Source organism: Brevundimonas sp. FV1ps31S (genome assembly GCF_058681265.1).
In genome coordinates, this window is sequence record NZ_CM178735.1 from 889,393 (window position 1) to 901,828 (window position 12,436).

Genomic DNA, 12,436 nt, shown 5'->3' on the forward strand with positions numbered 1-12,436 from the left:
TTGGGCGCCTCAGTTGCGAAAGCCCCCCATGGCCCTTCCGAACGACAATCGCGTCATCATCGCCATCGGCGCCGGTCTGGTGATCATCGCCGCCGTCGTGCTGGCCCTGATCTTCACCGGCGGCGGCGACAAGACGTCCGAAGCCCCGCCCGCCGCCAAGGGCGGGCTGACGGTCGATCTGGCCGACGCCCCCTCGCTGGAGCCGACCCGCGAACTGCGCTGCTTCGTCGACGGTCAGTTCGTCGGCATGGCGACCCTGGCTGACTGCGCCCAGCGCAACGGCCTGGCCACCGACGCCCTGGATGTCGGCATTGACGAGACGGGGGCCCTGGCCGCCGCCCCGACCGCCGCCTTCGCCCCGCCGCCGGAACTGCCCCCGGTCGAGATCGCCGAGGCGGATCCGATGCCGAGCCCTGCTCCTGGAGCGGTTGCGCTCAGCAACCCCGCGCCGGCGTCGTCGGGCGCCCAGTGCCTGCGTCACACCGGTTCGGACTGGCGCGTCCTGTCCAGCGGCATGAGCCTGAACGCCTGCGTTCAGGCCCTGTATGCCGGAACCTGCGTGCGTCCCGGCGACGCCCAGTACGGCCGCTGGGGCGATACGACGCTTCGCCTTGTCCCGCGTCGGGTGGAACAGTCGGGCGACAACAGCCGTTTCCGCACCCTGGCGGAGCAGGACCGCAACTGCCAATTCCCGGGTCTGAACTGATGCGCTTGCTCGCCCTTTCCGTCATCGCCGCCGCCGCAGCCTTGGGCGCCTGCTCCAACGAGCCGAAGTTCGAGTTCGAACCCGGCGTCTGCTATTTCGTCGCCACGCCCGACGGTCAGCCGCCGCGCCTGCAGAAGATGGGCGAGAACGTCGCCCAGATCGAACTTTGCGCCGGTCAGCTGGAGGAGATGCGTCTGCGCTTCCTCCGTATGGGCGGCTCGAACCAGGAAGTCGCCGGCGCCTATCAGGGCCGATTCATCTTCGTGGACCGCGAGGGTGTGAAGTTCGGCAAGAGCCTGACGGGCAGCCGCTTCTTCGCCATGGCCCGCACCGGCGACGGCCGCCTGGCCATCCCCGGCGCCATCCAGCGCGACGAGACCGGTCGCCCGATCGCGATCGCCGCGCCGCCCCCCGAAACGAAATAGGGCGCCGGTCTGATCGCAGAAGAGGCTTGCGTGGCGTGAACAAAGGTGGAACATTTCGTTAATCCACCGGTTTGGCGGGTCTGATGTCGAATGCGGCTGGCGGTGACCGACGGCGGCTCTAAGACATCCGGCTGAATTACGGAGCTGGCGAGGGACTCGCCGCTCCCTACGAGAAGGAAGTTTCCATGGCGGGCAGCGTCAACAAGGTAATTCTGGTCGGCAATCTGGGCCGCGATCCTGAAATCCGGTCGATGCCGAACGGCGACCGCATCGCCAACCTGTCGATCGCCACTTCGGAAACCTGGCGCGACAAGTCCTCGGGCGAGCGCAAGGAAAAGACCGAGTGGCACCGGGTCGTCATCTTCAACGACAACATCGTCAAGGTGGTCGAGAACTACGTAAAGAAGGGTTCGACCGTCTATATCGAGGGCGCGCTCCAGACCCGCAAATGGACCGACCAGCAGGGCGTCGAGAAATATTCGACCGAGATCGTGGTCAGCCGCTTCAAGGGTGAACTGACCATGCTGGGCGGCCGCGCGGAAGGCGGCGCCTCGCAAGGCGGCGGTTACGGCGGCGGTGGTCGCGGCGACGACGACTATTCCTCGGGCTTCTCCACCGGCGGCGCCAACAAGCCGAGCGGCCCCAAGGAAAGCTACGATCTGAACGACGACATTCCGTTCTAAGCTCGATCCGAACCAACCATGGGGCGGGGGCCTTACAGCTATCGTGAGGATCCCGCCGTCCCGGCCTTCCCGGACAACCGGCCCCTGGTCCTGTTCGACGGCGATTGCGCGCTCTGCTCCGGCTCGGCGCGCAAGATCCTGAAGACCGACCGGGCCGGCATATTCCGGCTGGCGCCGACCCAATCGGCCTTGGGGCAGTCGCTTTTAACGCATTATGGCGTCAGTCCCGACGACCCCTCCACCATGCTGCTGATCCAGCACGGCGTTGTGCGCCAACGCTCCGACGCCGTCCTGGCCATCGCCGCACAACTGCCCGTGCCTTATCGCTGGGCGCGCATCGGTCGGATCGTGCCTCGGTTCATTCGCGACCGCCTGTACGACTATGTGGCGCGTCGCCGCCGCCGTTTTCCCGGGCCGACCTGGTGCGCCCTCCCTCCTGCGGACGTTGACCTGAACGATAGGGTGCTGGGATGAGCGACCGCGTGCTGGTGCTGGGCGCCAACGGCTTCATCGGGTCGCATGTGGCGGCGGCCCTGTCCGCCGAAGGTTGGAGCGTGCGAGCCGGGGCGCGACGCATCGCCGAACCGGCCCGTCGCGCCCCGACCTTCGACTGGGTCACTGCCGACTTCTCTAAACTGACGACGACCGAGGCCTGGGCGCCGCTTCTGGACGGGGTGTCGGCTGTGGTGAACTGCGTCGGCGTCCTGCAGGACGGCGGCGGCGACAGCACCCGCGCCGCCCATATCGAAGGGCCGCGCGCCCTGATTGCCGCGTGCGAAGCGGCGGGCGTGTCTCGGCTGATCCACATCTCCGCCGTCGGCGCGGATGACGACGCGGGCACCGACTACGCCCGCACCAAGGCGCAGACCGAACGGCTGGTCGAGGACAGCGCGCTCGACTGGCTGATCCTGCGGCCGTCGCTGGTGGTGGACCGGGCGGCCTTCGGCGGCACGGGCCTGATCCGGGCGCTGGCGGCCTTTCCGCTGTTCTCGCCGGTCGTGGGCGGCGACCAGACCTTCCGCCCGATCCCCTTGGGCGACCTGACCGCCGCCATTGTCGCGGCCTTGCGGCCCGGCGCTCCGTCGCGTCTGACCCTGGACATGCCGGGACCGGAGGCGGTGACCCTGGCCCAGATGGTGCGCCTCTATCGCGGCTGGCTCGGCCTGAAGCCGGCGCCGGTGGTGCGCGTCCCGCGCGCCCTGGCCGCTCCGGCCGTGGCGGTCGGCGATCTGCTGGGGCGGTTAGGCTGGTCCTCGCCGATCCGCACCACGGCCATGCGCCAGATGGACCATGATGTGTCCGGTCACGACAACGGCTGGGCCGAGCGCCTCGGCGTGTCGTCGCGCGGCTTCTCGCGCTTCCTGGCCGAGACCCCGGCCTCGGTCCAGGACGTCTGGCACGCCCGCCTGTGGTTCGTCCGCCCGCTCTCGATCCTGACCCTGGGCCTGTTCTGGCTTATCACCGGCCTGATCAGTTTCGGCCCGGGCTGGAGCGGCGCCGTCGCCATCCTGCACGAGGGCGGCTATGGCCGCTGGGCCGGGCCGGTCGCCTGGTGGGGCGCCCTGCTGGATGTCGTGCTCGGGTTGGCGCTGTTCGTGCGGCCCTGGACGGCGCGTGTGGCGATCTTCATGTGCCTGGCCACCGTCGGCTATCTGATCGCCGGCACGCTCAGCCTGCCGCACTACTGGATCGACCCCTTGGGGCCGTGGCTGAAAGTCCTGCCCATGATGGCGCTGTGCCTGTTCGTGGCGGCGACGGACGCCCGCCGATGAGCCTCTATTTCGCGCTGAAGATCATCCACATCCTGTCCGGCGCCGTCCTGTTCGGCACGGGGGCGGGCATCGCCTTCTTCATGCTCCGCGCCCACGCCACGCGCGACGCCCGCACGGTCGCCGAGGTGGGACGGATCGTCGTCCTGGCCGATTTCGTATTCACCGCCAGCGCCGTGGTGGTCCAGCCCATCAGCGGCCTGGGCCTGATCCATCTGCAGGGCTGGTCTCTCACCAGTCCCTGGCTGCTGGCCGCCTATGGCCTTTATGTCTTCGTCGGCGTCTGCTGGCTGCCGGTCGTCTGGATCCAGTATCGGATGATGAAACTGGCCGAACAGGCGGCGGGGCAGGGGGCGGCGCTGCCGACCGCCTATCATCGGCTGTTCCGCTGGTGGTTCGCCATGGGTTGGCCCGCCTTCGCCGGCGTCCTGGCCATCTACTGGCTGATGGTCGCCAAGCCGACCTTCTGAGCCCTACCAGACCGCCTGGTCGAAATGGCGTAGGATCATCTGGTCGGCAGTGATCAGCTTCGCCCCGTCGGCCATGGCGTTGGCGACGATCAGGCGGTCGAACGGATCGCGCGTCCAGGCGAAGCGGCAGGCTTCCAAAGACACCTCGGACAGGGAAGCGGTGGACTGCACCAGACCGATCTGGTCCTCAAGGGCCGAGATCATGGCCGGGACGGACGGCGGGCTGATGCGCCCAAGCTCTGTAAGGATTTCCAGCTCCACGATCACCAGAGGCGAAATCACGGGAACATCCGTGCGGCGCAGCAGCCGTCGTGCGGCCTCGCCCAGATTTCTCTCCTTACGAAGATAAAGCCAGGCCACGATCTGAGTGTCGAGATGGGTCACTTGTCGCCAAAATCGAATTTGGCGTCCGGATCCCAGGTCCAATGGCTCTTGTTGGTGTCGATGTCGTCCGCCCAATCGTCGGCGCCTTCCCGCACGCCTTGCGCCATATAGGCGTCCCAGCGTTCCTCGGGCGTCGTCGGCTTGGCGGGCGTCTCGGCGATCAAGGTCAGCCGCCGTCCGCCGCGCCGGATCACCAGCGGTTCGCCGGTTTCCAGCACGCTATCGACCAGCCGGAACAGGTCTTTACGCAGAGCGGTCAGGGTGACTTCGGCCATATGTACATGCTGCGCTTGAGACATGTACATGTCAATGCAACGAGCCGACACGCCATTTGACGGGCGAAGCGGCTCACGCCGTGCGATAGGCGGGCATGACCGACGTCGCCCCCGCGCCATCCACCCCGCCGGCCTCCAAGCCTCACGCCCTGTCCGGGCTCGAGATCGCCGCCATCTTGGCGATCATCGTCGTCTGGGGCGTCAACAACGCGGGCGCCAAGTTGGCGACTGAGACCCTGCCGCCGCTGCTGGTCGGCGCGATCCGGTTCGGCATCGCCACCGCCTGTTTGCTCGTCTTCGTCCGCCCGCCCTTCCCGGACTGGAGAAGCCTGACGCTGATCGTCATCCTCGGCGGGCCGATCCAGTATGGCCTAGCCTACACCGCCTATTGGATGGCGACTGACGTCAGCCCCGTGACCGTGGCCAACCAGCTCTGGATCCCCTTCACCGCCCTGTTCGCCTTCCTGATCCTGGGCGAGCGGCTCAGCAAGGCCGCCCTGATCGGCATGGGGGTGGCCTTCGTCGGCGTGGCCTGGATGACGCTGGACGCCCATGCGCTTCAGGACTGGAAGGCCATCCTGGTCGCCATCGCCGCCGGCGCCGCCTGGGGCGTGACGACGGTCGTCGCTCGCCGCACCACCTCGATCCCGCCGCTGAAGATGCAGGGTCTGCTGGCCCTGGGCGCCTTCCCGGTCATGGCCTTCGGCTCGGCCGTGTTCGAACATGGGCAGTGGGAGGCGGTGAAGGTCGCCAGCCCCATGGTTTGGGCCGCCCTGCTATGGGCCGGGATCACCTCGTCGGTCCTTGCGACGACCCTGCTGTTCTGGCTGGTCCAGCGGCGCGAGGCGGGGCGGGTGACGCCCTATCTGCTGGTGACGCCGGTGGTGTCGATGCTGATCGGCTGGGGCCTGATGGGGGATGTGCTGACGCCCCAGATCCTGACCGGCTCGGCGATCACCATGGGCGGGGTCGCCCTGGTCGCCCTGGCCGAACGGGGCTTGCGCGCGGGCGCCGCCAAGGCTTGATCTAGGGCCGCAGTTTCCGGAGCCGGCCATGCACAACCCCCTCGACCCCGATCATCTGTCTCGCCGCTGGCTGGGCCGCGGCCATGCCGAGCTGGACGCCGACGAACGGCAGGTGGTCGACAGCGCCGCCGCGCGCCGGCCGGTGTCGCGCGACATCAACGAGACCTTCGACGACCGCCAGAGCTTCGGCGACCGGCTGGCCGACCATGTGGCGACCTTCGGCGGGTCTTGGACCTTCCTGATCGCCTTCGGGGCCTTCCTCGCAGTCTGGACGGTTCTGAACCTGATCCTGGGCCGCGAGGCCTTCGACCCCTATCCCTTCATCTTCCTGAACCTGATGCTGTCGATGGTCGCGGCCGCCCAGGCCCCCATCATCATGATGAGCCAGAACCGCCAGGCTTCGAAGGACCGGCTGGACGCCGGCAACGACTACCAGGTCAACCTGAAGGCCGAGATCGAGATCATGGCCCTGCTGGACAAGGTGGAGCACCTGACCGCCCGCCAGCAGGAACAGACCGAAATGATCGAGCGGTTGTTGGCCGCCAAGGGCCGGTAAGGCCTCAGCTCGCGCTCAACGCCGCGCAGGCCACCCGCTCGCCGGCCCCGCCGATGGGCTGGCTCGAGTGGTCGTCGGGATTGGCGTGGATAATGATCGCCGAGCCGTCCGCATCCCACAGCCACTGGCCCGGTCCTTCTGACGAAATCCGCGCGCGGGTGGTGAACAGTTCGGCGTTCACCTTTCCGTCGGCGCCGGCGTAGACGTTCGGCAGGTCGCCGTCGTCCGGCCCTGCGGCGTTCAGCAGCCCGTGCGGCGCCTTGGGCTCGCCGTGGTTGATATGGGCGCCGGACGAGGTGAACGGCGCGGCGCATTCGCCGGTCGCATGGATATGGATCCCGTGCCAGCCGGGCGTCAGGCCCGAGGCCTCGACCTTGATCACCAGGCCGGTCGGGCCCTGACGCAGATCGACGCGGCCGATATTGGCGCCCTGGGCGTTGATCAGAACGGCCTGTCCGGTGGCGCCGACGGGCGCCCGTTCGGCCTGCATCTGGGCCGCGTCGGCGGTCGAGGCGCAGGCTGCAATCAGGGCCAAGGGCGAGGCGAGGAAGAAGGCGGCGGCGAGGCGTTTGGCGCGCATGTGGAAAGTCCTTTCAGAGACGGGCTTTCACGGCGACGTCGCTTTGCCACCGAGGCCCTTGGATGCTAGAAATCGTCACAGCGGATCACGTTCCGATTCCGGCCGCATAAAGCCACGCTTCCTTGACCGACGACAGCTACGAAAACGCCGCAACTCCGATCAACGGTGGAGGCGGCGGCTCCGATATTTCCACGATCACGATCGAGGACGAACTGAAGCGTTCGTACCTCGACTACGCCATGAGCGTGATCGTCAGCCGCGCCCTTCCCGACGCCCGTGACGGCCTCAAGCCGGTTCACCGTCGCATCCTGTATTCGATGCACGACCTGAACATGACGCCCGAGCGCAGTTATTCGAAATGCGCCCGTGTGGTCGGCGATGTGCTGGGCCGGTTCCACCCCCACGGCGACGCCTCGGTCTATATGGCCCTGGTGCGGATGGCTCAGCCCTTCTCGATGGGTCTGATGCTGGTCGACGGCCAGGGCAACTTCGGTTCGGTCGACGGCGATATGCCCGCCTCGATGCGTTACACCGAGGCCAAGATGGCCCCGGCCGCCGTCGCCCTGATGGCCGACATCGACAAGGACACCGTCGATTTCCAGCCGAACTACGATGAGAAGGAGCTGGAGCCCGTCGTCCTGCCGGCGCGGATCCCGAACCTGCTGGTCAATGGCGCGGGCGGCATCGCCGTCGGTATGGCCACCAATATCCCGCCGCATAATCTGGGCGAGGTCGTGGATGCGGCCCTGGCCCTGCTGGACGATCCCAACGTCTCCGACGACGCCCTCTTGGACATCGTGCCCGGTCCTGACTTCCCGACCGGCGGCGAGATCATGGGCCGCACCGCCCCGCGCAACGCCCTGCGTGATGGTCGCGGTTCGGTCATCGTGCGCGGTCGCGCCTCGGTCGAGGAGATCCGCAAGGATCGTGAGGCCATCGTCGTCACCGAACTGCCGTTCCAGGTCAACAAACAGACCCTGATCGAACGCATCGCCGAAATGGTGCGCGAGAAACGTCTGGAAGGCATTTCCGACGTCCGCGACGAATCCGACCGCCAGGGCATGCGGATCGTCATCGAGCTGAAGCGCGACGCCTCGGGCGACGTGATCCTGAACCAGCTGTGGCGCTACACGGCGATGCAGAGCTCGTTCGGCGTCAACATGCTGGCGCTGAACCACGGCCGGCCCGAGCAGATGGGCCTGCGCGACCTGCTGCAGATCTTCCTCGACTTCCGCGAGGAAGTCGTCGTCCGACGCGTCAAGTTCGAACTGAACAAGGCCCGCGACCGCGGCCACGTCCTGGTCGGTCTCGCCGTCGCCGTCGCCAATATCGACGAGGTCATCCACATCATCCGTTCCTCGGCCGATCCGACCGAGGCGCGCGAACGCCTGCAGGCCAAGCCCTGGCCCGTCGGCGACATGATGGCCCTGGTCGAGCTGATCGCCGACCCCCGCAGCGTCGTCATCAACGGCGACAGCCTGCAACTGACCGACGAACAGGCCCGCGCCATCCTGGCCCTGACCCTGTCGCGTCTGACCGGCCTGGGCCGTGACGACATCTTCGGCGAGGCGAACGGCCTGGCCGACACCATCCAGGGCCACCTGACCATCCTGTCGGACCGCAAGAACGTCCTGGCCATCATTCGCGACGACCTGATCGACGTGAAGGACAAGTTCGCCGTCCCGCGTCGCACCCTGATCGGGGAAGGCGACGGCGAGATGGAGGACGAGGACCTGATCCCGCGCGAGGACATGGTCGTCACCGTCACCCACGGCGGCTACGTCAAGCGCGTCGCCCTGAACGCCTATCGGACCCAGCATCGCGGCGGCAAGGGCAAGTCCGGCATGACGATGAAGGACGAGGACGCCATCACCGGCGTCTTCAGCGCCTCGACCCACACCCCGGTCCTGTTCTTCGCCACCAACGGCAAGGCCTACAAGCTGAAGACCTGGCGCCTGCCGCTGGGCAATCCGCAGTCGCGCGGCAAGGCCTTCGTCAACCTGCTGCCCATCGAGCCGGGCGACAGCATCATGAACGTCCTGCCCCTGCCCGAGGACGAGACGACCTGGGGCGACTACGACATCATGTTCGCCACCCAGGCGGGCGACGTGCGCCGCAACAAGCTGTCGGACTTCGCCACGGTCAACCGCGCCGGCAAGATCGCCATGAAGCTGGAAGGCGACGACCGCATGGTCGGCGTCGGCCTGTGCACCGCCGACGACGATATCCTGCTGACCACGGCCCTGGGCCGCGCGATCCGTTTCAAGGCCGACGATGTGCGTGTGTTCAAGGGCCGGGATTCGACCGGCGTCCGGGGCGTGCGCCTGCAGGACGGCGACGAGGTCATCTCCATGGCCATCCTGGGCCGCGTCGACGCCACGCCGGAAGAACGCTCGGCTTACGTCAAACACGCCAACGCCATGCGCAAGGCCCTGGCCGGCGCGGAGGCGGAAGAGGATGTGGCGGCTCCGGCTGAGGCTGAAGACGAGGTCGCGGACGCGGCTCTGACCGTTGAACGGATCGCCCAACTGGGCGCCGCCGAACAGTTCATCCTGACGGTTACCGAAACCGGATTCGGCAAACGGTCCTCGGCCTATGAGTATCGCCGCACCGGTCGCGGCGGCCAGGGTCTGACGGCTCACGGCCTGGGCGGTCGCGCCGGCACGCGCCTGGCGGCGGCCTTCCCGGTCGAGGAAACCGACGACCTGCTGCTGGTCACCTCGGGCGGTCAGATGATCCGCACCCGTATCGACCAGGTCCGCATCGTCGGCCGCTCCAGCCAGGGCGTCACCATCTTCCGCACCGGCAAGGACGAAAAGGTCGTCTCGGTCGAACGCCTGCCGGAAAGCGGCGGTTCGGATGAGGCGGACGTCGCGGGTGAAGAGGGCGGCGAGGACTGATTGATACCCTCTCCCAGCGGGAGAGGGCTTGAGCGCACGGCGGCGAAGCCGTCGTCCTTGCGCGAAAGGGTGAGGGGCGCGGTGGTGCGAGCTGGCCCACCGGCGGACCCTCATCCGGCCCTTCGGGCCACCTTCTCCCCACGGGAGAAGGAACACTGAACGGGAGCTGGCGGTGGACATCCTGATCGACGGCGAACCCGCCACGCCTGAGGACCTGGCCCATCAGGCCCTCGTCAACTACGGCGCCTACACCTCATTTCGCGTCGAGCACGGCGCCGTCCGGGCCCTGGACCTGCATCTCGCCCGCCTGGACCAGGCCGCCGTCGAACTGTTCGGCGAAAGCCCCGGCGAGGCCGAGTTCCGGCGTTTGATGGCGGTCGCCGTTGAAGGGCATGACCAGGCATGGCTGCGGGTCAGCCTGTTCTCGCCCGAGATCGGCCATCGCAATCCGTCCTTCGTCGGGCGGCCCAAGGTGATGACCGTCGTCTCGCCGCCCCCGCCGCCGCTGGCCACCCAAATGCGGGTGACGGCTGTGCCCCATGGCCGCGAAACCCCCCACCTGAAACACGTCGCCACCTTCGGTCAGACGCGCGTGCGCCGGGCCGCGCGGGCGGCGGGCTTCGACGACGCCCTGTTCATCGACGACCAGGGTCATGTGTCCGAGGGCGTGACCTGGAACATCGGCTTCATCCAGGGCGACCGCATCGTCTGGCCCCAGGCGCCGATGCTGGCGGGCGTGACCCAGGTCCTGATCGAGCGCGGCCTGTCCAGGCTGGGGCTGACCGGGCTGGGCCTATCGTCGCAGACCCGGCCGGTGCATGTGTCCGAACTGGCGGGATTCGATGGCGCATTCCTGTGCAACAGCGCCACGCCGGCCTGTCCCATCACTGCAATTGACGACACGGTTTTCGCCGTCGATCCGACCCTGCTGACGGCGATCGAATCCGCCTGGGCCGCCAATGATCCGCTGCCCTTGACGGCCTCTCTTTCCTAATTCTGGAGGAAAGTTCCAGCAGGTTCAACGCCTTCGTCGGCCAAACCGATGATCGGCGCGCCTGGGTGTCCGCCTGGTCCACACTCGCTCGATGATTGATATGACGCCAAAACCCGCCCCGCTGTTCCCCCCGCCTGCATTGGCGGTTTGGCGGTTTGTCACCCTGTTTTTACGACACGCCTCTACGCCAACCGGCTGCTAGGCCGAACCTTTCGCACCTGCTAAGTCACGCCGAACAGCAGGCGACAGGCTGGGGAGACACGCCATGCGCATCGGACTCTATCCGGGCACTTTCGATCCGGTGACCAACGGTCACACCGACATCATCAAGCGGGCGCTGAAGCTGGTCGATCGCGTGGTCATCGGCGTGGCCCAGAACGATGACAAGGGGCCGCTGTTCACCACGGCCGAACGAGTCGAGATGCTCCAGGCCGAGGTGGCCAACCTGGGCGGCGACATCCTGGTCCAGCCCTTCTCGACCCTGCTGATGCATTTCGCGGAAGAGCTGAACGCCAATGTCATCATTCGCGGTTTGCGCGCGGTCGCCGATTTCGAATACGAGTTCCAGATGACGGCCATGAACCAGCGCCTCAATCAGGACATCGAGACGGTATTCCTGATGGCCGATCCGCGGCATCAGGCCATCGCCTCGCGGCTGGTCAAGGAAATCGCCCGTCTGGACGGCGCGATCGACAGTTTCGTCAGCCCCGCCATCGCTGCGCGCGTGCGGGACAAGGTCAAGAACAGAGGATGAGTGCGTCAATGCGTCTTGGTGTGATCGCGGCGGCCGCCGCCGCTCTTCTGGCGTCGGTTGCGACCCAGGCCCCGGCCGTGGCCCAAGCTCAGGCTGCGGCCCAAGCCCCGGTTCAGGCTCCCGCTGCGGACTGGCGCACCGTCGCGCCGGAGAACCTGCTGGTCATCGACACGCCGAAGGGCCGGATCCTGGTCGAGTTGACGCCGGTCGCCGCCCCCGCCCACGCCGAACGCATCCGCACCCTGGCTAACCAGGGCTTTTACGACGGGCTGAAGTTCCACCGCGTCATCCCCGACTTCATGGCCCAGACCGGCGACCCGCAGGGCACCGGCGAGGGCGGCAGCGAACTGCCCGATCTGAAGGCCGAGTTCAGCTTCCGTCGCGGTCGCGACGCCGGATTCGTCGCCGTGCCGAACGCGGGGCAGGGCGTGCGCGGCCTGGTCGGCGTCCTGCCGGTCGAGACCCAGCCCGACGCCCAGATGATGATCACCGCCGACTTCAAGGTCAGCGCCCACGGCCTGTTCTGCCCCGGCGTCCTGGGCATGGCCCGCGCCGGCGCCCCCGACACCGCCAACAGCCAGTTCTTCCTGATGATGGGCGACCGGGATCAGTTGAACGGCGTCTACACCGCCTTCGGCCGCGTGGTCTCGGGCCTGGACGTGGTGAACAAGCTGAACAAGGGCTCCGACGCCGACGACGGCAAGGTCGCCAACCCCGACGTCATGACGCGGGTCCGCATGGCCTCGGCCCTGTCGGAGGGCGAACGTCCCACCGTGCGGGTGCTGAACCCCGCCAGCGCCGCCTTCGCCGAACGGATCGCCGCGACCCGCACCGCGCGCGGCGGCGGTTTCAACATCTGCGACGTCCAGCCGGTGGCCGAGGTCGTCGGCGGCTAGGGATTTCATGAGGGGGCAG

General features: G+C 67.5%; 15 protein-coding genes. 12 read left to right on the forward strand and 3 right to left on the reverse strand.

Annotated elements, in window-relative coordinates:
• The first annotated feature begins 28 nt into the window (after window positions 1–28).
• From ACVPT3_RS04150 to ACVPT3_RS04175, 6 genes are all read left to right on the forward strand, one after another.
• Window positions 29–706 carry a hypothetical protein gene (locus ACVPT3_RS04150; RefSeq protein WP_492042938.1) on the forward strand — a complete coding sequence of 226 codons (678 nt, stop codon included), beginning with the start codon at window positions 29–31 and terminating at the stop codon, window positions 704–706.
• Complete coding sequence (locus tag ACVPT3_RS04155) at window positions 706–1,131, forward strand: PDC sensor domain-containing protein (protein WP_492042939.1); 426 nt, start codon at window positions 706–708, stop codon at window positions 1,129–1,131. Before ACVPT3_RS04150 ends, ACVPT3_RS04155 begins: the two co-directional genes overlap by 1 nt.
• A gap of 185 nt (window positions 1,132–1,316) precedes the next feature.
• The gene (gene ssb / locus ACVPT3_RS04160; protein ID WP_492042940.1) at window positions 1,317–1,814 is read left to right on the forward strand and encodes a single-stranded DNA-binding protein; all 498 of its coding nucleotides are present in this window, start codon (window positions 1,317–1,319) and stop codon (window positions 1,812–1,814) included.
• 18 nt (window positions 1,815–1,832) lie between these two features.
• Window positions 1,833–2,288 carry a thiol-disulfide oxidoreductase DCC family protein gene (locus ACVPT3_RS04165; protein WP_492042941.1) on the forward strand — a complete coding sequence of 152 codons (456 nt, stop codon included), beginning with the start codon at window positions 1,833–1,835 and terminating at the stop codon, window positions 2,286–2,288.
• Window positions 2,285–3,586: an SDR family oxidoreductase gene (locus ACVPT3_RS04170; RefSeq protein WP_492042942.1), complete on the forward strand. Its 1,302-nt coding sequence runs from the start codon at window positions 2,285–2,287 to the stop codon at window positions 3,584–3,586. The genes ACVPT3_RS04165 and ACVPT3_RS04170 overlap by 4 nt, the downstream gene beginning before the upstream one ends.
• A complete protein-coding gene (locus ACVPT3_RS04175) occupies window positions 3,583–4,053 on the forward strand; it encodes a DUF2269 family protein (protein WP_492042943.1) in 471 nt (156 codons plus the stop codon). Before ACVPT3_RS04170 ends, ACVPT3_RS04175 begins: the two co-directional genes overlap by 4 nt.
• A gap of 3 nt (window positions 4,054–4,056) precedes the next feature.
• Here the strand turns inward: ACVPT3_RS04175 and ACVPT3_RS04180 are convergent, their stop codons facing one another.
• Together ACVPT3_RS04180 and ACVPT3_RS04185 are read right to left on the reverse strand one after the other, a co-directional pair.
• Complete coding sequence (locus ACVPT3_RS04180; protein WP_492042944.1) at window positions 4,057–4,437, reverse strand: type II toxin-antitoxin system VapC family toxin; 381 nt, start codon at window positions 4,435–4,437, stop codon at window positions 4,057–4,059.
• On the reverse strand, window positions 4,434–4,712 hold the full coding sequence (locus ACVPT3_RS04185) for a hypothetical protein (protein WP_492042945.1): 279 nt from the start codon (window positions 4,710–4,712) through the stop codon (window positions 4,434–4,436). The genes ACVPT3_RS04180 and ACVPT3_RS04185 overlap by 4 nt, the downstream gene beginning before the upstream one ends.
• Before the next feature lie 95 nt (window positions 4,713–4,807).
• Here ACVPT3_RS04185 and ACVPT3_RS04190 point away from each other — a divergent pair, with 95 nt between their 5' ends.
• Together ACVPT3_RS04190 and ACVPT3_RS04195 are read left to right on the forward strand one after the other, a co-directional pair.
• Entirely contained in the window at window positions 4,808–5,737 is a 930-nt protein-coding gene (locus tag ACVPT3_RS04190) for a DMT family transporter (protein WP_492042946.1), read from the forward strand.
• 28 nt (window positions 5,738–5,765) lie between these two features.
• On the forward strand, window positions 5,766–6,293 hold the full coding sequence (locus tag ACVPT3_RS04195; RefSeq protein ID WP_492042947.1) for a DUF1003 domain-containing protein: 528 nt from the start codon (window positions 5,766–5,768) through the stop codon (window positions 6,291–6,293).
• 4 nt (window positions 6,294–6,297) lie between these two features.
• On the opposite strand, the gene ACVPT3_RS04200 is transcribed toward ACVPT3_RS04195, so the two are convergent.
• On the reverse strand, window positions 6,298–6,873 hold the full coding sequence (locus ACVPT3_RS04200; protein WP_492042948.1) for a superoxide dismutase family protein: 576 nt from the start codon (window positions 6,871–6,873) through the stop codon (window positions 6,298–6,300).
• 122 nt (window positions 6,874–6,995) lie between these two features.
• Here ACVPT3_RS04200 and gyrA point away from each other — a divergent pair, with 122 nt between their 5' ends.
• From gyrA to ACVPT3_RS04220, 4 genes are all read left to right on the forward strand, one after another.
• On the forward strand, window positions 6,996–9,773 hold the full coding sequence (gene gyrA, locus ACVPT3_RS04205; protein ID WP_492042949.1) for a DNA gyrase subunit A: 2,778 nt from the start codon (window positions 6,996–6,998) through the stop codon (window positions 9,771–9,773).
• 172 nt (window positions 9,774–9,945) lie between these two features.
• A complete protein-coding gene (locus ACVPT3_RS04210; RefSeq protein ID WP_492042950.1) occupies window positions 9,946–10,767 on the forward strand; it encodes an aminotransferase class IV in 822 nt (273 codons plus the stop codon).
• Window positions 10,768–11,032: 265 nt separating this feature from the next.
• A complete protein-coding gene (gene coaD, locus ACVPT3_RS04215; protein ID WP_492042951.1) occupies window positions 11,033–11,521 on the forward strand; it encodes a pantetheine-phosphate adenylyltransferase in 489 nt (162 codons plus the stop codon).
• Between the two features lie 8 nt (window positions 11,522–11,529).
• The gene (locus ACVPT3_RS04220; RefSeq protein ID WP_492042952.1) at window positions 11,530–12,417 is read left to right on the forward strand and encodes a peptidylprolyl isomerase; all 888 of its coding nucleotides are present in this window, start codon (window positions 11,530–11,532) and stop codon (window positions 12,415–12,417) included.
• The last annotated feature ends 19 nt before the right edge of the window (window positions 12,418–12,436 follow it).